Annotated in this window: 19 protein-coding genes; 5 read left to right on the top strand and 14 right to left on the bottom strand. The window is 64.5% G+C overall.

Annotation, left to right across the window (positions count from 1 at the left end):
* Positions 1–45: 45 nt before the first annotated feature.
* From ACQGNJ_RS14960 to ACQGNJ_RS14940, 5 genes are all read right to left on the bottom strand, one after another.
* The gene (locus ACQGNJ_RS14960) at positions 46–258 is read right to left on the bottom strand and encodes a hypothetical protein (RefSeq protein WP_426690034.1); all 213 of its coding nucleotides are present in this window, start codon (positions 256–258) and stop codon (positions 46–48) included.
* 118 nt (positions 259–376) lie between these two features.
* Positions 377–874 (bottom strand): hypothetical protein, encoded by a 498-nt coding sequence (locus ACQGNJ_RS14955; protein ID WP_426690033.1) that lies wholly within the window; start codon positions 872–874, stop codon positions 377–379.
* A gap of 134 nt (positions 875–1,008) precedes the next feature.
* Complete coding sequence (locus tag ACQGNJ_RS14950) at positions 1,009–2,262, bottom strand: c-type cytochrome (protein WP_426690032.1); 1,254 nt, start codon at positions 2,260–2,262, stop codon at positions 1,009–1,011.
* Positions 2,259–4,019: a GMC family oxidoreductase gene (locus ACQGNJ_RS14945; protein ID WP_426690031.1), complete on the bottom strand. Its 1,761-nt coding sequence runs from the start codon at positions 4,017–4,019 to the stop codon at positions 2,259–2,261. The genes ACQGNJ_RS14950 and ACQGNJ_RS14945 overlap by 4 nt, the downstream gene beginning before the upstream one ends.
* Entirely contained in the window at positions 4,019–4,621 is a 603-nt protein-coding gene (locus ACQGNJ_RS14940; protein ID WP_426690030.1) for a gluconate 2-dehydrogenase subunit 3 family protein, read from the bottom strand. Before ACQGNJ_RS14940 ends, ACQGNJ_RS14945 begins: the two co-directional genes overlap by 1 nt.
* A 329-nt stretch (positions 4,622–4,950) precedes the next feature.
* On the opposite strand from ACQGNJ_RS14940, the gene ACQGNJ_RS14935 reads away from it, so the two are divergent.
* Positions 4,951–5,133, top strand: coding sequence for a hypothetical protein (locus ACQGNJ_RS14935; protein ID WP_426690029.1), 183 nt, complete (start codon positions 4,951–4,953; stop codon positions 5,131–5,133).
* 60 nt (positions 5,134–5,193) lie between these two features.
* On the opposite strand, the gene ku is transcribed toward ACQGNJ_RS14935, so the two are convergent.
* The gene (ku, locus tag ACQGNJ_RS14930; RefSeq protein WP_426690028.1) at positions 5,194–6,135 is read right to left on the bottom strand and encodes a non-homologous end joining protein Ku; all 942 of its coding nucleotides are present in this window, start codon (positions 6,133–6,135) and stop codon (positions 5,194–5,196) included.
* A 198-nt stretch (positions 6,136–6,333) separates the two neighbouring features.
* Between ku and ligD the strand changes: the two genes are divergently transcribed.
* The 3 genes from ligD to msrA all read left to right on the top strand — a co-directional run bounded on the left by ligD (position 6,334) and on the right by msrA (position 9,925).
* A complete protein-coding gene (ligD, locus tag ACQGNJ_RS14925) occupies positions 6,334–8,865 on the top strand; it encodes a DNA ligase D (protein WP_426690027.1) in 2,532 nt (843 codons plus the stop codon).
* A gap of 104 nt (positions 8,866–8,969) precedes the next feature.
* Positions 8,970–9,419, top strand: a complete 450-nt coding sequence (gene msrB, locus ACQGNJ_RS14920) for a peptide-methionine (R)-S-oxide reductase MsrB (RefSeq protein ID WP_426690026.1) — start codon at positions 8,970–8,972, stop codon at positions 9,417–9,419.
* Complete coding sequence (gene msrA / locus ACQGNJ_RS14915) at positions 9,416–9,925, top strand: peptide-methionine (S)-S-oxide reductase MsrA (protein ID WP_426690025.1); 510 nt, start codon at positions 9,416–9,418, stop codon at positions 9,923–9,925. Before msrB ends, msrA begins: the two co-directional genes overlap by 4 nt.
* Positions 9,926–9,931: 6 nt before the next feature.
* On the opposite strand, the gene zipA is transcribed toward msrA, so the two are convergent.
* The 8 genes from zipA to prfB form a co-directional block, all read right to left on the bottom strand.
* Positions 9,932–10,918 (bottom strand): cell division protein ZipA, encoded by a 987-nt coding sequence (gene zipA / locus ACQGNJ_RS14910; RefSeq protein ID WP_426690024.1) that lies wholly within the window; start codon positions 10,916–10,918, stop codon positions 9,932–9,934.
* 11 nt (positions 10,919–10,929) lie between these two features.
* On the bottom strand, positions 10,930–14,439 hold the full coding sequence (smc, locus tag ACQGNJ_RS14905) for a chromosome segregation protein SMC (RefSeq protein WP_426690023.1): 3,510 nt from the start codon (positions 14,437–14,439) through the stop codon (positions 10,930–10,932).
* Between the two features lie 134 nt (positions 14,440–14,573).
* The gene (locus tag ACQGNJ_RS14900) at positions 14,574–14,819 is read right to left on the bottom strand and encodes a BolA family protein (protein ID WP_426690022.1); all 246 of its coding nucleotides are present in this window, start codon (positions 14,817–14,819) and stop codon (positions 14,574–14,576) included.
* A gap of 8 nt (positions 14,820–14,827) precedes the next feature.
* Positions 14,828–15,130: a YciI family protein gene (locus ACQGNJ_RS14895; protein ID WP_426690021.1), complete on the bottom strand. Its 303-nt coding sequence runs from the start codon at positions 15,128–15,130 to the stop codon at positions 14,828–14,830.
* Between the two features lie 39 nt (positions 15,131–15,169).
* Positions 15,170–15,658 carry a PaaI family thioesterase gene (locus tag ACQGNJ_RS14890; RefSeq protein ID WP_426690020.1) on the bottom strand — a complete coding sequence of 163 codons (489 nt, stop codon included), beginning with the start codon at positions 15,656–15,658 and terminating at the stop codon, positions 15,170–15,172.
* 2 nt (positions 15,659–15,660) lie between these two features.
* Positions 15,661–17,178 (bottom strand): lysine--tRNA ligase, encoded by a 1,518-nt coding sequence (gene lysS, locus ACQGNJ_RS14885; protein ID WP_426690019.1) that lies wholly within the window; start codon positions 17,176–17,178, stop codon positions 15,661–15,663.
* A gap of 109 nt (positions 17,179–17,287) precedes the next feature.
* Complete coding sequence (locus ACQGNJ_RS14880) at positions 17,288–17,614, bottom strand: hypothetical protein (protein ID WP_426690018.1); 327 nt, start codon at positions 17,612–17,614, stop codon at positions 17,288–17,290.
* Positions 17,615–17,656: 42 nt separating this feature from the next.
* A protein-coding gene (gene prfB / locus ACQGNJ_RS14875; protein WP_426690017.1) for a peptide chain release factor 2 occupies positions 17,657–18,782 on the bottom strand; the annotation gives its coding sequence in 2 pieces (ribosomal slippage) (positions 17,657–18,706 and positions 18,708–18,782; 1,125 coding nt in all).
* A 207-nt stretch (positions 18,783–18,989) separates the two neighbouring features.
* On the opposite strand from prfB, the gene ACQGNJ_RS14870 reads away from it, so the two are divergent.
* On the top strand, positions 18,990–20,183 hold the full coding sequence (locus ACQGNJ_RS14870; protein ID WP_426690016.1) for an aspartyl protease family protein: 1,194 nt from the start codon (positions 18,990–18,992) through the stop codon (positions 20,181–20,183).
* The last annotated feature ends 36 nt before the right edge of the window (positions 20,184–20,219 follow it).

The raw sequence follows: 20,219 nt of genomic DNA, 5'->3' as shown, positions 1-20,219 counted from the left end.
AGCCGGATCCCGATCGCCCTCGGCCTTGAAAGGCGAACCCGCCGCTCAGGTCGCATCCGGTGGCGAATGGCCGGTATCGACGTGTCCGATGATGGCTTGCGCGGGAGTGATGGCAGGATCAGGCGGAACCACCGCGGGAGCCGGTGTCTCACTTTTCTCCCTGCGTTCCTCTGCGTCAAGTTGCTGGACACCGCTGCGCGTGTCGCGGCTGTTCTTCTGGTGGGCGGCGCCGGGCTGGGGAAGGTTGGTGTGGCCCATGGAGTTCTCCTGACGATATGCAGCTTGCCCAGTATCGCCAGCTCCGCGTATGCAATGCGTCGAAGAGCGGCGCTCCGCAGGGGACGCTCCCTGGCGGCGGGCGAAGCCGCAAGCAAACTCAGCTCAGCGCAGACGGCTCGTCAAATGGCAGCCGCGTTGCGCGCGTGTCCAGCAACACCGCATCGGCGCGATTGAGCAGCTCCTTTTCGGCATCCACCGCGACGATCACGCGTCCGGCATCGATCTCTTCCTGGAATTTGCGCCGCGCGGGATCCGGTTCGGACGTACCCGTGAGCATGCCCATCCAGCAACCTACCGCAGCACCGGCCATCACCATGGCGGCGCCCGCGACCATCGGCAATCCGATCGCCGGAACCGCCACCGCGACGAGGCCACAGACCAGCCCGGTGCCGCCACCGCCAATCAATCCCTTGATCCCGCCACGGGCAAAGTCGCCACTGGTGTCCTGCCGGTCATCGGCAATCGCAGCGTTCTCGACATCGTGGCGCGCGATCAGCGAAATATCCCCATCGGGGATACCCACTCGGCGCAAGGCATTCACCGAATTCTCTGCAGCAGCAAGGTCAGGCGTGCTGAATACATGGCGATGTTTCATGTGCGCTCCTGGTGAATGGAGGAATCATGGTCATGTTCCTGGCATCGCAGTGACCAGTGCGTGAGCAGGAAGACGCACATGACATGCCTGGACAGACCAGCCGAAGAGTTCGGCCATGGCGCTGGACGGCACAATCAATGCGGCGAGTCATGCAGCTTCCCTCGCAGGCTGCGCACGCGCGACTCGGAGACGCCGCTGCCCCGATTCCCCCAGGCGTTGCGGATATATGTGGCGACATTGGCCACGTCCACATCGCTGAGGCGTTCACGGAATGCGGGCATCGCCAGACCGGTCTGGTCATGCTTCGTGGCGGGCAACTGCCCTCCTTCGAGGATCACCGCAATCAGCGTGTCCGGCTGCTCGGCCTGCACCGCGGAGCTGTCCTTCAAGGGCGGGAACGCCTGCGCCTCACCTTTTCCGCCACGCAGATGGCAGGCCTCGCAGTTGTCGGTATACACCGCCGATCCAGCCTGCAACGCATCCTTGTCGGCAGCCGCAACATCCTTGCTGTCCGTCTTGTTGAAGCTCTTCAGATAAACCGCGATGGCCCGGCGGTCGGGCTCGCTGAGGTACTGGGTAGATTGCTGCACCACCTCGGACATCGGGCCCGCCGCCGCTGTCCTGGTGTTGTAGCCCTTGCCCAGATAGTCGACGATGTCCTGCTCGCTCCAGGCACCCAGACCATCGCGCGTACCGCCGGTGAGCGCCGGCGCAAACTGGTTCTCCGCGTAGCCGCCATCCAGTGGATGTTGCTTGTCGACCGCGCCGGCAAGATTCTTGTCGCCATGACAGGCGCTGCAGTGGCCGACGCCCTGCACCAGATAGGCGCCGCGATTCCACTGCGCGGACTTCAGCGGGTCGATCTGATAGCTGCCCTTGTCGAGATACAGGCCGTTCCAGGCAGCCATCAACCCACGCATGCTGAAAGGCCATGGCAGCTTGTTCGGCCGGTTGACCTGATGCACCGGTTCGCGGGTATCCAGATAGGCCTTGATGTCGCGCACGTCATCGCGGCTGATCCGGGTGAACCATGGATAGGGAAATGCCGGGTACAGGTGGTGACCATCGCGCGCGATGCCTTCATGCATGGCGCGATAGAAGTCGTCCCCGCTCCAGCCTCCGACGCCGGTACTGCGATCCGGCGTGATGTTGGTCGAATAGATGACCCCGAACGGCGTGGGGACGGCACGGCCGCCCGCGAACGCGGCACCGCCATCGGCCGTATGACAGGCCATGCAATCGCCGGCGCGCACCAGATAGCGGCCATGTTCGACCGAAGCTTGCGGGCCGGGACTGGTGCGCGCGGTATCGGATGCCGACGCGGCCAGCCCCGTGGCACCGGCGAGGCTGGCCAGGACGAGCAACGCCAGCGGGAGTCGCCCGCTCATGTCGTCACCAGCGGGCCGGGATGCTTCAGGTAGCGCTTCATCGCCTCGGCCGACCAGTACGTCAGCGCGCCGACCGTGCCGGTGGGGTTGTAGCCGGCGTTCTGCGGAAAGACACTCGAACCCATCACGAACAGGTTTGGTACATCCCACGATTGCAGGTAGCGATTCACCACGCTGGTTTTCGGGTCGGTCCCCATCACCGCGCCGCCGGTATTGTGCGTGGTCTGGTACGGCACGATCGAATAGTGACCTTCGCGCTTCTTCACGTGATGGGTGGCGCCGGGAATCGCCTGGGCAATCCTGGCCGCCTGATCGGTCACGTAGTCCGACATGGCGTGCTCGTTCGGCTGGAAATCGAAGGTCAGACGCAGCAGCGGATTGCCGTAGATGTCCTTGTAGGTGGGGTCGAGATCGAGATAGTTCTCGCGATAGCTCATCACGCTGCCGTGGGTGGCAATCGATGTGCTGGTCAGATAGTTCTCGTGCATCGCCTTCTTCCAGCCACTGCCCCAGTTCGGCGCGTCGGCAGGAAGATGATGCTGCAGGATCGGTCGGCCACCGGTGTTCCACAGGGCGATGTAACCGCCGCCGACAAAACCCAGCGGGCCGTGATCGAAGTTGTCGCCATTGAAATTGTCCACGGCCTGGCCCAGCGCACCGGCGCCCATGAAGGGGTTCAGGATCTCCTTCTGGAACACATCCACTGACGAGGTGATCTGGTAGGCGTAGTTGCGACCCACCACACCCTGCCCCGTGACCGGATCGTACGGCACGCCGATTTTCGAGAGCAGCAACAAGTGCACGTTGTGCTGCGCGAATGCGCACAGCACCACCATGGCGGCGGGCTGCTCTATCTCGTTGCCATCGACATCGACATAGGTGACACCAGTGGCTTTCTTGCCGGTGCCATCGGTGTTGACGCGAGTGACGTTGCAGCGGGTGCGAAAGCTGAAGTTGTCCTTCTTAAGCAGCACCGGAAGGATCGTCGTCTGCGGGCTGGCCTTCGAATAGTTGCCACAACCGAACCACTCGCAATAGCCGCAATACGTGCATTGCCCCATCTGCACACCAAGCGGATTGCGGTACGGGCGGGACGCATTCGCCGCCGGGCAAGGGAAGGAATCGAAGCCGACTTCGCGCGCTGCCTTGTCGAACAAGGTGGTCGACGCGCTGCGAGCGAGCGGCGGCAAGGGATAGCCTCGTTGCCGCGCACCCTCGAACGGGTTGCCGCCGGGTTGCTTCTGTCCGCCGATATTGCCGGCCAGGCCGGATACGCCGCACAGATACTCGAAGCGGTCGTAATGCGGTTCCAGTTCGTCGTAAGTGACACCCCAGTCCTGCAGGTTCATGTTGCCCGGGATGAAATTCTTGCCGTAGCGCTGTTCGGTATGCGTGCGTATCTCGAAGTCCTGCGGCAGGAAGCGCCAGCACTGACCGTTCCAGTGCACCCCCGCACCGCCGACGCCGGCAGCCGGAAGGAACGACCCGAGGTGACGCATCGGCAAAGCCGTCTGGGCCGCCGTGTTGCGAAACGTCAGCGTTTCGCGTTCGGGCGATTCGAAGATCTGCTTGCGTACCGCGTAGCGCAGTTCATCCTGGGTGGTGGTGGTGGCGAAGTCGGGCACGGTGTCGCGGAACTCGCCGCGTTCCAGCGCCAGCACCTGCATGCCGGCATCGGTGAGTTCCTGCGCGATGATGGCGGCCGTCCAGCCGAAGCCGACCAGCACCACATCGACGGGTGGCATGCGTCTGGCCATCAGCGGTTCCCCTTCAGCCGGGCACCCGGATCGCGCCCGATCAGGCTCACAAATGGCTGCGCATAGGGCTGGCCGAACTTGCCGATTTCCTCGACGTAGTTGTAGCGGGGCCCGGGAAAGCCCACCAGCTTCCAACCTGCGAAATCGCGATTGCCGCCATACGCGGGATCGGCCAGATAACCTTCCTGGGTGTTCTGCCAGAGCAGCGCGAAGAAGGTCTTGGACGGGATCTCGCCCAGGTCGACCTTGCCCTCCTCAAGTGTGTGCAGTACCTCGTCCTGCTGGTCTGCCGACAACTGCACAAACGATTTCCCATGCAGCTTTTGGCAATGCACATCGATGCCGGGGATCGCCTTGCGGTAGATTTCCGCCGGCGTGTATTTCAGCTGGAAGCCCTGCTCGTCGGTACCTGTCGGCCACGGGCCACGCATGTACCAGCGTTCGGCGCGGCCATACGCGCCGGCCAGTTGCAAGTCGATGAAATGGGTGATGCCCGCCTCGTTCGCGCCCACCCCCAATGCATCGGCGGGAATCAACCGTTGCGTCGCGGCGTCGATGAAGGATGCCTCGTTGCTGCTGAAATAGACTGGCGCGTTGCTCATGCCACGTCCACCGGTGGCGCACCCTGCCATGACCGTTGCCGGCACGGCCATCGCCGCGGCCCTCAGGAAGGTTCGACGCGATGGGCTGGCTGCGGTTCCCCCCCCTGCCCGGTCGGGGGCGATGTCAGTGTGTTGTCCGCGACGCTCTATCGGATGAGACATCACTCGGCTCCAGCTTGATTGACCCGTTGAGTGGATCACCGTCTGCGTGAAAATCCGGTGCCCGCAAGAACATCCGGAATTTCAAGGCTTGCGGGAGTTTCTTCACGCGGCTTGCAGCAGGTCGGCAGCACACTGCCTTTCCCCGCCGATTGCTGAGGAGACTACGCATGAATGCCATCCCCGACCAACCCTGTGCACACGCCCCCTGCGGCTGCAAGGTCGATCACGCCGGCGACTGTTGCAGCGACTCCTGCCGGCAACAGCAAGGCAGCCAGGTCGATCACGCGTGCCAGTGCGGGCATTCCGATTGCGTGGTGGCGGAAGCGCTGCAACGGGCCGAACAGCATTGATCAAGCCGTGGCGGACTCGCGTCCGCCACGGCTTCCGCTACGGTTTGGGTGGTCCCGTCATCAACCGGTCTTGCGTGCGGTTCCCTTTTTTTCCGGCTTGCGCGCGGGCTTCGGCTTGTCTGCCGAAGTACGCTTGGCCGCCGGCTTTTTCGACGCCTTCCCGCTCGCCTTGCTGGCGGCCGCCTTCTTCGCCGGCGTGCGTTGCTTGCTGGCCAGGCTCTTCTGCAGCAGCGCCATGAAGTCCACCACATTGGTGCTGGCGTTTTCCGGCATCTCCAGATCGTCGCTGTCCGGTGGCGTGACCATGCCCTTCGACTTCAGGCGCTTTTCGATCACCTTGCGCAATCTGTCGCGGAACTCGTCGCGGTAGTCGCCCGGCCTCCATTGATCACTCATCGAGTCGATGAGTTGCTCGGCCATCCGGATCTCCTTCGGGGAAATCCGGTAGGAAGACGGCGCGCCCTGCGGAATCCTGTATTCGTCGGCGTCCACCAGTTCCTGCGGATAGCGCAGCAACATCAGCATCAGTGCGTTGTCACGCGGCATCACGGCGCAGAGGTACTCGCGCGTGCGGATCACCACGCGGGCAATGCCGATCTTGCCGCTGCGCTTGAGCGTTTCGCGCAACAGCACATAGCCCTTCTCGGCCTTCTTTCCCGGCACGAGGAAATAGGGCTTTTCGAAGTATTCCGGTGCGATTGCCTCGGCGTCGACGAAGGTGTTGACCTCCACGGTCTCGTGACTTTCCGGCGCGGCCGACTTGATGTCTTCCGGATCCAGCACGACATAACTGCCCTTGGCGTACTCGAAGGCCTTGACGATCTCCTTCCACGGCACCTCCTCGCCGGTTTCGGCATTGACCCGTTCGTAACGCACCGGTGTCTTGCTGCGGCTGTCCAGCATGCGGAAATGCAGATCCACGCTGCGTTCGCCCGACATCAGCGACACCGGAACGTTGAGCAGGCCGAAGGATAGTGTGCCAGTCCAGATGGGACGCGCCATGACGGTTCTCCGAGGAAGCCGGTTTGCCTTGCTTGGGTCGGGGGCCTGCCATCGCTGAGGATTCCGACTGAACCCGCGCGCCCGACTCCCGCCGACTATTCCCTGCCCTTCGTGGAGGGGCCGTCAACTTCACTGAGCAAGCACGACATGGCCGATAGCGTGCGCGGTGTTCCACGTGCAGCCGAGCAGGCGAGGACCATGAGCTCCCTCAACGAATACCGTCGCAAACGCGACTTCTCGAAAACCTCCGAGCCGGCAGGGGAAGGCGCCATACCCGCGAGCGGTCGCGCGATCTTCGTGGTACAGCTGCATCACGCCAGCAGCAGGCACTTCGACTTTCGGCTGCAGGTGGGTGACACCTTGAAGAGCTGGGCCGTGCCCAAGGGACCGAGCTACGATCCGGCAGCGAAGCGCCTGGCGGTGGAGGTCGAAGACCACCCGCTTTCCTACGCCGCCTTCGAGGGCGACATCGAGCACGGCTACGGCAAGGGACATGTCGACCAGTTCGACAGCGGGGTGTGGACCACCGCAGGCGACGCCGAGGCCCAGTTGCACAAGGGCCACCTGCGTTTCGAGCTGTTTGGCAAGCGCCTCAAGGGCGGCTGGCACCTGGTGCGCAGCGGGCGCAAGGAACGCCAGCCGGCCTGGTTCCTGATCAAGGCCAAGGATGCGTATGCCGGCGATGTGGAAGCCGACGACCTGCTGGACGCCAGCATGAAGCGCAGTACGCGCAAGGCAGCGAAATCAACGACGACAAAGGCGGCGGCAAGCAAAGCCACCAACCGGCACAGATCGTTGCCCGGTCCGCCCCAGGTGCCGCGTGCGCAACTGGCGCGCCGGGCCGCCGCGCTGGAGGGTGCGCGCAAGGCGAAAATTGATGCACAGTGCTTCAAGCCCGAGCTGGCGCAACTGCGTGAACACCCGCCGGCTGGTGACGATTGGCTGCATGAAGTGAAGTGGGACGGCTACCGCATCCTCGGCGTCATCGCCGACGGCGAGGTGCAACTGTGGTCGCGCAACGCGCTGTCGTGGAACGAGCGCCTTCCCGATGTCGTGCAGTCACTGCAGGCGCTGGGATTGTGGTCGGCGCGCCTCGACGGCGAACTGGTGGCCATGGACAGCCAGGGACGCAGCGACTTCAACAGCTTGCAAAAGACGCTCTCCGGCGAAGCCATGCACCCGCTCGTCTACATGCTGTTCGATCTGGTCCATCTGGAGGGCAGCGATCTTTCCCGGGTGCCGCTGATCGAACGCAAGCAACTTCTGCAGACCGTGCTGGAACACGTACCCGGGCATCTGGCGCTGAGCACGCATGCCATCGGCAACGGCGAGGCCGCCTTCGCGATGGCGCTGGAACAGCAATGGGAAGGCATCATCTCCAAGCGCATCGATTCGCCGTATCGCGCTGGCCGCAGTGGCGACTGGCTGAAGATCAAGCGGCTGGAAAGCGACGAGTTCGCCGTGGTCGGATACACGCTGCCGAAAAGCAGTCGTCAGGGCCTGGGCTCGCTGTTGCTGGCCAGGCCCGATCCCGCGCGGAAATCGGGCTGGATCTACGCCGGTCGCGTCGGCACCGGCTTCAGCGACGATCAATTGCGCGAGCTCGCCAGCAGCCTCGCCGGCAAGAGCAGCCGCCGGCCGATGGTCACGCTGGCCGAGGTCGACCCGCTGCTGCGCGACGCGCGCTGGGTAGTGCCAAAAACCGTGGTCGAGGTGTATTACCGCGGGATCGGCAATCACCGTCTGTTGCGCCAACCGAGTCTGAAAACCATGCGTACCGACAAGTCCGTTCGCGACCTCGCCGATTCCGATCGCGCACCCGCCAGCGAGCCGGCAAGAGCTGCCGGCGGCGCGGCGTCCATCCGCATCACCCATCCTGATCGGGTGGCATTCGCCGAGGACGGTTTCACCAAGCAGGACGTCGCGGACTATTACCGCAGCGTGATGAAGTGGCTGCTGCCGGGAATTGCCAACCGGCCCATGTCGGTGATCCGTTGTCCCGAGGGCACGGCCAAGGCGTGCTTCTTCCAGAAACACATGATCCATGGCCTGAAACACGTGGGCAGCAAGAGGCTGAAAGAGGAATCCGGCGCGCAGGCAACCTACATCTACCCGCTGGATGCCGATTCGGTGATCGAGCTGGTGCAGTTCGGGGCGATCGAGTTCCATCCGTGGGGCGCGACCATTGCGCAGCCTGACCGAGCCGATCGCCTGGTGTTCGATCTCGACCCCGGCCCGGATGTGGCGTGGCCAAGAATGGTCGCCGCGGCGCGCCTGCTGCGCAAGCTGCTGTCCCGGCTCGGACTGGCGTCCTTCCTGCGCACCACCGGCGGCAAGGGCCTGCATGTCGTGGTGCCCTTGAATCCCGCTTGCTGCTGGCCGCAGGCCAGGGATTTCGCCCACGCGTTTGCCGAGAGCCTGGCCCAGGCGCATCCGCTGGAATTCGTCGCCATCGCCAGCAAGGCCGGGCGCGGCGGAAAGATCTATGTCGACTATCTGCGCAACAGCCGCGGTGCCACCAGCGTGGCCTCGTACTCGCTGCGGGCCCGACCGGGCGCTCCGGTGGCCATGCCCTTGCGCTGGAACGAACTGGGCAAGCTGCGCAGCGGACACGACTTCACTATCCGGTCGGCTCCCAAGCGCCTGGCACGCCTGCGCTCCGACCCCTGGGAGGGTATCGATACCGTCAGGCAGAGCCTCGATGGCATGGCGGGACGTCTTGCGGAGTGAACCGCCCGCCATCCGCCGAAATGCCTGCGCGGCTCTCATCGCCACTTGATAAGGACGCGACAAGAGCCATCTTGTGGCGAACCGCCCCTTGGAGGAATCCGGACATGTCCAGCTACACCCGAACCCCCGAAGCGCTTTCGCGGCTGACTCCCGAACAGCACCGGGTCACCCAGGAAAGCGGCACCGAGCGCCCTGGCACCGGTGAATACCTGCACAACAAGGAGCCAGGCATCTATGTCGATGTGGTCTCGGGCGAACCGCTGTTTGCGTCGTCGGACAAGTTCGAATCGGGCTGCGGCTGGCCGAGTTTCACCAAGCCGATCGAACCGGCGCACGTGAATGAGCTGCGCGACAGTACCCATGGCATGATCCGCACCGAGGTGCGTTCGGCGCATGGCGACAGTCATCTTGGACACGTCTTTTCGGATGGCCCGAAGGATCGCGGTGGCCTGCGCTATTGCATCAATTCCGCCTCGCTGCGCTTCGTTCATCGCGACGACATGGCTGCGCAAGGTTATGGCGCCTGGCTTGACCAGGTGGAGGACGTGCGATGACCACCGAACGTGGCGTACTGGCCGGAGGTTGCTTCTGGGGCATGCAGGAGCTGATTCGCCGGCAGGAAGGCGTGCTTTCCACGCGGGTCGGCTACAGCGGCGGCGACGTGCCGAACGCGACGTACCGAAATCATGGAAGCCACGCCGAGGCGATCGAGATCGTGTTCGATCCTTCGCGGACCAGCTATCGCACGCTGCTGGAATTTTTCTTCCAGATTCATGACCCCTCGACACTCAATCGCCAGGGCAACGATCGGGGCGAATCGTACCGCTCGGCGATCTTCTACACCTCCGAGCAGCAGCGGCTGGTGGCCGAGGACACCATCGCCGACGTCAATGCCTCCGGCCTGTGGCCGGGCAAGGTAGTGACGGAGGTGGCGCCGGCAGGCGACTTCTGGGAAGCCGAGCCGGAGCACCAGGACTATCTGGAGCGGTATCCGCAGGGGTATACCTGCCACTTCATCCGCCCGGACTGGAAGCTGCCAAGGCGCAACACGACCGGTTGAAAAGCCTCAGCGCCCGAAGATGATTTCCTTGCCTTCGTGGTCGCGGTCCCATCCGCGGAGCTGGTCGCGGATGTGCGCGATGCCCTGACGGCCCAGCGCGTTGCGTTCTTCGTCGAGCACGTGACCATCCAGCAATTCGGCCAGCCGCTGCGCGGTGGGCAGCATGGTGTCCCACGCATCCAGCGCCGGCAGCGGCGCCGGCAAGGTCATGAAGAAGCTCACCCCCGGGGTGTTCAGGTCCTCGAGTCGGGCGAGGTTGAAGTTGCCCGGCTTGAGCATGTTGGCCACGCTGAAGATCGGTCCCAGCTCGCGCTTGCCGTCGACCAGCCGGTGATAGATGCCCATGTCACCGAATTCCAGGCCCGCCTTTTCCGCGGCCACCACCAGATCCGGCCCGTGGAAACGCTCGCCTTCGCGGGCCACCACGAACAAGGTGACGATCCGCTCCACCGGCAATTGCGGCGGACGTCGCCCCAGGTCCGAGCGTTGCGGCACGCCACCCGGCGCAGCGGCTGCGGCTGAATCCGCCACGACCGGTCCCTCGGCCGGAACGGTCGCATCCGTCGTCGCCGTTTGCACGGTACTGGGCGCACGCAAGGCATCGATGATCGAAGCCACGTGATCGGCCAGCTTGGGCTGCTGCCGGGTCCTTGACGATTTTGGCGAAGCTGCCGCCGTGGACTCCCTGCCGCGTTCGCCGGAAAGGGTGGCACCCAGGCGCTCCAGTTCCTCGCGCAGGCCGACTTCCAGCTCACCTTGCTGCGGCCGGGCTTCGCCGGCAAAGAAATCGTCGATCGGCTGGGTATCGGGCTCGCCAAGGGTCGGCTCACGTCGTTCGCCGGCATGCGGACCGGGCACGATGCGTCGCTTGCCCTGCTCCTTCTTCGGCTGGCCGAACAGCCACAGCAGTGCCAACGCGATGAGGCCGACGATCAACATCGGAATGCCGACGGCCGGATTCCAGGCAAAGGCGAGCACGGGTTGCAACGTCATCATGAGGTTCCTCAGGCAGCGCCTGCCAGTTTAGCCGCTTCGGCCAGATCCACCTGCACCAGTCGCGACACGCCAGGCTCGCGCATGGTAACGCCGCAGAGCTGGGTTGCCGCTTCCATGGTGGCCTTGTTGTGGCTGATGAAAATGAATTGCACCTGTTCGCTCATCTCGCGCACCAGGCTGGAGAAGCGGCCGACATTGGCTTCATCCAGTGGCGCATCGACCTCGTCCAGCAGGCAGAACGGCGCGGGATTCAGGCCGAAGATCGCGAACACCAGCGCCACTGCCGTCAATGCCTTCTCGCCGCCGGACAGCAGCGAGATATTGGACGGCCGCTTGCCGGGCGGGCGCGCCATGATCGTCACGCCGGTGTTCAGCAGGTCGTCGCCGGTCAGCTCCAGATAGGCATGGCCACCGCCGAACAGGCGCGGGAACAACTCCTGCACGCCAGCGTTGACCTTGTCGAAGGTCTCCTTGAAACGCTGGCGGGTCTCGCGATCGATCTTCTTGATCGCGCCTTCCAGCGTTTCCAGCGCGCTGACCAGGTCGGCCAGCTGGTTGTCCAGATAGGTCTTGCGCTCGCTCTGTTCGGCGTGTTCCTGGATCGCGGCGAGATTCACCGGCTCCAGCCTGGCGATCTTCTGGCCAATCTCGCTGAGTTGGACACGCCACTGCTCCGCGTCGATATCCGGCGCAAGTTCGGCAAGCAGGGTTTCCAGTTCCAGTCCGGAGGCGGCGATCGCCTCGGCCAGTTGATCGGCGCGCAGTTGCAAGGCCTGCGCGGCCAGCCGCTTCTGCGACAGGCCTTCGCGCAGGTTGGCCAGGCCCTGTTCGGCCAGGTGCCGCTGTTGCTCCAGCTTGCGAAATTCGATATCGCAGTCTTCCAGCGCGCGGCGCGCCTCGACCAACTGCTTGTCGACCAGCAGGCGCTGATCCAGATAGGCCTGTCGCTCCGCCTCGAGTTCGGCGATGGGATCGGAGCCGGCGGCAAGTTGTTCGGTGATCTCGTTGCGCCGTGCCTCGATCTGGCGCAGTTGGGCATCCATGCGGCCCAGCGCCTGCTCCAGCGAACTCAGCGAGGAACGCTTCGACTCCAGCGCCAACGCCAGCGAATGCGCCTGCTCGGCCGCCTCGCGTGCATTCATGCGTGCCTCTTCGCGAGCTTCGAGCAGCGCGCGCCGCTCGTTCTCCAGCTCGCGGCGCTGGTCTTCCAGGTCGCCCATCAGGCCGACCGACTCATCCAGCCGCGCACGCGCCTCGCGGGTCTGGCTTTGCAACTCGTCGATCTGCCGCGCCAGGTCGGCCAGCTCGCCGTTGACCTTCTCGGCCCGGGCACGGGCGGTTTCCAGCTTGCCGCGATGGCTCTGCAACTGGCCGGCCAGCTCGGACTGCCGACGATGGGCGTTGTACAGCTCGCGCTGGGCGTCGTCTCGGGAGCGCTCGGTTTCGAACTTGCTGGTGCGCAACGTCTCCAGCTGTTCGCTGGCTTCCTCCAGTTGCGCTTCCAGCATGGCGATCTGCCCGGCCAGCGTGCGCAGCTCGCGCTCGCGCGCCAGCACGCCCACCTGGCTGCCCTGCGCGCGGCGCACACGCGCCCAGCCCGGGCCCAGCCATTCGCCGGCCGGCGTGATCACCGACTGGTAGGGCGCCAGCGCGGCCAGTGAGGCGACGCGCTGATGCGCCTCGTCCAGCGAGGTTGCCGTCAATACGTGGCCAAGAATCGCCATGGCTGCCGCCGGTCCGCGCACGTGCGCCGCCAGCGTGCCAGCGGTATTCGCACCGCCCTCGCCGCCATCCAGCAAGGCCACATCGGCATTGTCGAGTGCGTGGAATTCGGCGGCGAGCGCATGCGCGCCGTCCACCAGCACGCTGTCCAGGAAGCCGCTGAGCGCGGTCTCCACCGCGGTTTCCCAACCGGCCTCGACCTGCAGCGATTCGCCAAGGCGACGCGAGCGGTCCAGGCCAAGCCGCTCCAGCCAACTGCTGGCAGCGCTCTCTTCCTGGCCAAGCGCCGCGTGCTGCAGCGCCTCCAGCGACGCATGCCGACCGCGCGCCGACTGCAACTGCTGGCGCGCCTCGTTCAGCGCCGACTGCACCTGGCGTTCGTCTTCCAGCACTTTCTCGTGACTGGCCTTGTGCTGGTCCAGCAGGCTGCCCAGCGTCTCGACGCGTTCGCGCTGGGTTTCGTGTTCTTCGGTGAGCTGTTCGCCGGCGGCATCCAGCGCGGCCACGTCGGTGGCTTTCTGCTCCGTTTCCAGCACCTCGCGCCGGCGCGCCAAGTCGATCGCCTGGCGATCGAGATAGTTGAGCTTGGTCCGTTCCACCTCGGCCGCGCGGTTCGATTCACCAGCGTTGCGGGTGTGGCCATCCCAGCGTTGCTGCCAGTCGGCCAGCTTGGCCTCGGTGCTGCGCTGGGCTTCGCCGGTATCGTCCTGCAACTGCTGCAGTGCTTCGAGTTTCGGTTCGCCTTCGGCCAGCGCCAGGCGCAGCGCCGCGATCTGCTCGCCGTCGGTAGCGATATGCGCGGCCAGTTCTGCATGTTCGCGCGCGGCATCGCCATGCGCGCGCTGCAGGCGCTCGGCGGTTTCCTTGTTGTAGCGGACCTGCTGCTCGACGCGGGCGATCTCGGCGCCGACCTTGTAGACGTCGGCCTGTACCGCGCTCAGGTGCTCGCTGGCATCGGCATGACGTTCGCGCACGCTTTCCAGCTGCGCCTCGATCTGGCGCTGGCCGGCCAGCTGCTTCTCGATCTCGATCTCGGCGGCGGACAGGCCCTGCCCTTCGCCTTCGTGCTGACTTTTCAGGCCGCGGTATTCCAGCGCGCGCAGTTCGGCGTCCTTGCGGGTCTGTTCTTCTTTCAGCAGTTTCCAGCGCTCGGCGGCACGCGCCTGGCGATTGAGGTGTTCGAGCTGCTTGTCGACCTCGTCGCGCACATCGCGTACGCGGTCGAGGTTTTCGCGGGTGGCCTTGATCCGGCTTTCGGTTTCCTTGCGCCGCTCCTTGTATTTGGAGATGCCGGCGGCTTCCTCCAGATGCGTGCGCAGTTCTTCCGGATGCGCCTCGATGATCTGGCTGATCATGCCCTGCTCGATGATCGAGTAGCTGCGCGGCCCCAGGCCGGTGCCGAGAAACAGGTCGGTGATGTCGCGTCGGCGGCAACGCGCACCGTTGAGGTAATAGGCGGACTGGCCGTCGCGAGTGACCTGGCGCTTGACCGATATCTCCGCGTACTGGCCGTACTCGCCCTGCACCGAGCCATCGGCGTTGTCGAAGATCAGCTCGACGGTCGCCTGCCCCACCGGCTTGCGCGTGTTGGAACCGGAGAAGATCACGTCGGTCAGCGAGTCACCGCGCAAGCGACTGGCCGCACTCTCGCCCATCACCCAGCGGATCGCGTCGATGATGTTGGATTTGCCGCAGCCGTTGGGGCCCACCACGCCGATCATGTTGCTGGGCAGGTGCAGGGTGGTCGGGTCCACGAAGGACTTGAAGCCGGCGAGTTTGATGGTGCTCAGGCGCATGCGGTTTTCAACGGGTCAGCGATAAGGCCCGTACAGCCGGGCGACAAGGCACTGTGCCAAAGGCGGGACAGTGCCGCAATGCATTGTTGCGTGAGGTAATGAATGAATAACCTCATGCAACCATATGACAGTGTTCAGTTTTCCGTGGCATTGATCGAAAGCGCATGAATGCCGTTGTCCATCAGCCCGTCTAGCGCCGCATAAACCATCCGATGGCGGCGGAGCGGCAACTGCCCGGCAAACGCTGCGCTGGCGATGCGCACATGGAAGTGGCCCCTGCCCTCGCCCGCATGACCGGCATGCAGGTGGCCTTCGTCGATGACTTCCAGTGCGGTCGGCGCCAATGCCTGGGTCAGGCGCTGGCGGATCTGCTCGAGCATCGCCTCGCTCACGCCGGCAAGGCCTTGCGGAACGGCTTGATCTGCACCTCGGCGTAGACGCCGGCGGCCACGTACGGATCGGCGTCGGCCCACGTCCGCGCCTCGGCCAGCGACTGGAATTCGGCCACGATCATGCTGCCGGTGAAGCCGGCCGGGCCCGGATCTTCCGCCTCGATCGCCGGGAAAGCGCCGGCGACGAACAGCCTGCCAGCTTCCAGCAGGGCCTGCAGTCGTGCGATATGCGCAGGCCGGGCGCCTTTGCGCTTCTCCAGCGAATCGGCAACGTCGGTAGCGATGATGGCAAACCACATGATGCAGGCTCCGGAAACGAGGGAATCCGCAAGTTTAGCTCACCCGTAGTGCGCGGACTCGGCCAATTGGACGGTATCGACACGCACGAAGATCGAGTCGCCCAGCGCGGTGAGCACGTCGCCTGCATGCACCTCGCACAGCACGCGGGTCTTGCGGCCGACTTCGCCATCGACACGTGCCTTCAGCGTCAGCGGCACGCCCATCGGGGTGGGCTTGAGGAACTTGATGCCCAGGCTGCCGGTGACGCAGTCGATGCGCGGCTTGCTGTCCGGCGCACGCGCTTCCGCCCGGTAGTGGTACGCCATCGCCGTCCAGTTGGAATGGCAGTCCACCAGCATCGCGATCAGGCCGCCGTAGACCAGCCCCGGCCAGCCATGAAAGTCGGCATCAGGCCGGTGGGTCGAAACCACATGCACGCCATCCTCATGCCAGTGACTCTTGATGTGCAAGCCATGCGGATGAGCGCTGCCGCAGCCGTAGCAGACGCCGTCGGGTGCGGCCAGGTCCTGCAGCGCGGGCGCGGCCATGCTCAGGCTTCGGGCCGCATGTAGGGGAACAGCAGCACGTCGCGGATCGAGGACGAGCCGGTCAGCAGCATCACCAGGCGGTCGATGCCGATGCCGAGGCCACCGGTGGGCGGCAGGCCCACTTCCAGTGCGCGGATGTAGTCGGCATCGAAATGCATGGCCTCGTCGTCGCCGGCGTCCTTGGCGTCGACCTGGGCCTGGAAGCGTGCGGCCTGGTCTTCCGGATCGTTCAGTTCGGAAAAGCCGTTCGCCAGTTCCTTGCCGTTGACGAACAGCTCGAAGCGATCGGTGATGCCCTTGTCGGTATCGCTCTCGCGCGCCAGCGGCGACACCTCGACCGGATGGTCGGTGATGAAGGTCGGCTGGATCAGGGTGTGCTCGACGGTGTGCTCGAAGATTTCCAGCAGCAGCTTGCCCCAGCCGTAGCCGGGCTTGACCTGTGCGCCGACGCGCTTGGCGTACACGGCCATCGCCTTGCGGTCGCGCAGTTCCTCGCGCTTGATCTCGGGATTGTGTTCCAGCACCGCGTCTTCCATGCGCCAGCGGCGGAACGCCGGGCCGACATCGATTTCAGCGCCATCCCAGGTCAGCTGCGTGGTGCCCAGCACGGCCTGCGCGGTATCGCGGATCACCGCCTCGGTGAGGTCCATGATTTCGTGATACGTCGCGTAAGCCTGGTACAGCTCCAGCATGGTGAACTCGGGGTTGTGCCGGGTCGACACGCCCTCGTTGCGGAAGTTGCGGTTGATCTCGTAGACACGGTCGAAGCCGCCGACCACCAGCCGCTTCAGATACAGCTCCGGCGCCACGCGCAGGTACAGGTCCAGATCCAGCGCGTTGTGATGGGTGACGAACGGCTTGGCCGTGGCGCCACCGGGGATGATGTGCATCATCGGCGTCTCCACTTCCATGAAGCGGCGCGATGGTGCTTCCAGCCATTGGCGCATGTATCCGATGATCTTCGAGCGCAGCATGAAAGTGCGGCGCGCCTCCTCGGTGACGATCAGGTCGACGTAGCGCTGGCGATAGCGCTGCTCCACGTCGGCCATGCCGTGGTGCTTGTCCGGCAGCGGACGCAGGCTCTTGGTCAGCAGGCGCAGCGCATCGACGCGAACCGACAGCTCGCCGGTCTTGGTGCGCATCAGCACGCCTTCGGCGCCCACGATGTCGCCCATGTCCCAGCCCTTGAAGGCTTCGTAGGTCTCGCCCAGCGTGCCCTGGTGAATGAACAGCTGGATGCGCCCGCTGAAATCCTGCAGTTGCACGAAGCTGACCTTGCCCTGCACGCGTTTCAGCACGATGCGACCGGCCATCTTCACTCGACGCGCGGCAGCCTCGATGGCTTCGACCGTCTGGACGTCCCGGTCGGCAAACTCGGCCTGCAGGTCACCGGCGAAACTGTCGACCTTGAAGTCGTTGGGAAACGCGATGCCCTGCCCGCGCAGCGCCGTCAATTTCTCTCGACGCTCGGCAATCAGCCGGTTCTCGTCGATGGGAAGGGTATCGGTCGTTTCACTCATGGGGATTCCATTGCTGCCTGCGCTCACGCCGGTTGGCGGGCGCCTCTTTGTCTATCGTCTGGTTGCCAAACTGATGCGTACCGGCATGTCTCCGCGATGGCGTCGCGCGTCAATCGTCCTTGCCGAACACGTGCTTGACCGCATGCTTCGTCGCGTCCCAGCCTTCGCGCGCACCATGGCCGATGGCGACACCGGCCTTCTTCGCGCCATGGCCGATGCCGGTGCCGGCTTCCTTCGCACCGTGACCGACCTTCCCGGCGACGTGTTTGGTCGCGTGGCCGACATCGCGGGCGCCGTCGGCGACGCCGTGGCCGATGGTCTTGGCATCCTGCTTGATGCTCTGGCCGGCGCCGCCTTGCTGCGACTGCGCCAGTGCGCCGAACGCAATCAGCGCGGCAGAGGCGATCAGGATTGCGCAGGTCTTCTTGCTGTTCATGCGGGCCACCTCGTCAGTGAGCGGAGCGGAAGGAATCAGGCGTCACGCGTCGATGCGCTTGGAACCGGCCTCGAGACCGGATTTCAGGCTGGCTTCGATGAAGTCGTCGATGTCGCCGTCGAGCACTTTCTGGGTATCGGTGCGTTCGATGCCGGTGCGCAGATCCTTGATGCGGCTCTGGTCCAGCACGTAGTTGCGGATCTGGCTACCCCAGCCGATGTCGGACTTGGTCGCTTCCAGCGCGTCCTTTTCGACATTGCGCTTCTGCACCTCCAGTTCGTACAGCTTGGCGGCCAGCATCTTCATCGCCGTGTCGCGGTTCTGGTGCTGGCTGCGGCCGGTCTGGCAGGCCACCACGGTATTGGTCGGGATATGCGTGATGCGCACCGCCGACTCGGTCTTGTTGACGTGCTGGCCACCGGCACCCGACGAACGATAGACGTCCGTGCGCAGGTCGGCCGGGTTGATATCGATCTCGATGTCGTCATCGACTTCCGGCGACACGAACACCGAGGTGAAGCTGGTGTGCCGACGGTTGTCCGAATCGAACGGTGACTTGCGCACCAGCCGGTGCACGCCGATCTCGGTCTTCAGCCAACCGTAGGCGTAGTCGCCCTCGACGCGGAACGTGGCGGACTTGATGCCGGCCACGTCGCCGCCGGAGACTTCCATCAGCTCGGTCTTCCAGCCGCGGCTTTCACACCAGCGCAGGTACATGCGCAGCAGCATTTCGGCCCAGTCCTGCGCCTCGGTACCGCCGGCGCCGGCCTGGATGTCGACGAACGCGTTGGTCGCGTCCATCTTGCCGGAGAACATGCGCTGGAATTCAAGTTTGCCAACCTCGGCTTCCACCTTGGCCAGATCGTCGATCACCGATTGCGCGGTGTCGTCGTCGCTGTCGGCCATGGCCATCTCCAGCAACTCGCCGGCATCGGTGAGGCTGGCAGTCATGCGGTCGATGCCGTTGACGATGGTGTCGAGTCGGGCGCGTTCGCGGCCCAGCTCCTGCGCGCGTGCCGGGTCGTCCCACACCGTGGGACTTTCCAGCTCGCGAGTTACTTCTTCCAGACGTTCGCTTTTTGTAGCGTAGTCAAAGATACCCCCGAAGCGACTCGACACGGGCCCGGAGGTCCGCAATCTGCGCGAGGATCGGATTGGTTTCGATCATGGTAGGAAATCGCGGGAAAACAGCCCCCAATATTAGCAGAGCATCCGCGGCTGTACGCAGGGAGGTCTACAATCTGCGCCAATCCGGTGACATGAAGGAACCTGCGCAATGAAAACATGGATGTTTTTGGCGGCCTTCGCTGGCAGCCTTGCCGGCATCTGCTGGCCGCTGAACGCCCATCCGGCCCGTCGCGGAAGCCCTCCTTCGGTGACGGCTTCCGACGTCGCGGCGATGCTCAAGGTGGAACACGCGCTGGCTGAGGCCGACGTACCTGCGCTGGCACGCATGTACCAGACGTCGAACGATCCGGCCCATCGCGTGCTTGCCGCGATGGCGCTGGAACGCATCCATTTCAATCTGGACAAGTCCAGCGAGGACGCGCGCCTGTGCGAGCGCAGCCTGATCGACAGCCAACCTGAAGTCGCCTTCTTCTGCGCGAAATTGGCCAATGGCAACCTGCGGTTGTCCCGGGGAGCAAGCCAGGCCAACGCGGACGAGCTGGACATGCTGCGACGCTTCGCGGGCAAGCTGCCGCAGGCCCAGCTCGATCAAATGAAAAGCTACGTTGCCAGCCACGCGGAAGATCCGGAATTGCAGGTGGTCATGCCTTCGCACAGCTTCAGCATTCCGGTGCATCGCAGCCTCGGACAGGGCAAGTTGCCGAGTGTCGAGGCCGAAAGCCGCGGCAGGAAAACCTGGCTGCTGATCGACACCGGCAGTTCGGCTCTCACGCTGGACGAAGACACGGCACGCGAGCTCGGCGTCGCCATGCTGGGCCGGACCGGCAAGGCAAGCGGATTTCTGTCGCGCGACATCCCGATCCGCTACGGAACCCTGGCCAGACTCGACATCGGCGAGCTGACCTTGCTGAACGTGCCAGTGACCATAACTCCCGGCAGCCATCGGCTCATCGGCATCGACCTCCTGCTTCGGCTCGGCGAGTTCCGCCTGAGTGAAACAGCCATCACCGTCGGTGAAAGCGCCGATCGCGACCCGGCCTGCAGGGAACCCATGCTCATCGCCAGCGATCCATGGGGCAACGGGCTGCGGGTGGTGGCCGCCGTGTCGATCGATGGTCACTGGCGCACCACCCTGCTCGACAGTGGCAGCAGCTCCTATCTGGCCGCCGACCAGTACGCACTCGACGAACTGCACAGCAATCCGGGCTCACGCACGAACCTCCGTGACATGAGCGCGCATCAACATGCCGCGCGCGTCAGTCGGGCGACCGCCGATGTCGACATTGCGGGGCAGCCATTCACCGTCACCTTTGACGTTTTCAAGGAAGCCAGCCTGCCGTGGCACTACATCCTGGGCAGCACGGCCTTGAACTACATGGACTTCTATTTCAATTTCCGCACGCGCCATAGCTGTCTGTTGCTTCGCCCCGATCGACACTGAGCTGAACGGACGCGCAGCGGTTCGGAGCGGATCACC

The organism is Rhodanobacter ginsengiterrae, from assembly GCF_050026815.1.
Taxonomy (GTDB): domain Bacteria; phylum Pseudomonadota; class Gammaproteobacteria; order Xanthomonadales; family Rhodanobacteraceae; genus Rhodanobacter; species Rhodanobacter ginsengiterrae.
Note: the sequence above shows the minus strand (reverse complement) of the source record. Positions and strands in the feature narration are given on the sequence as shown.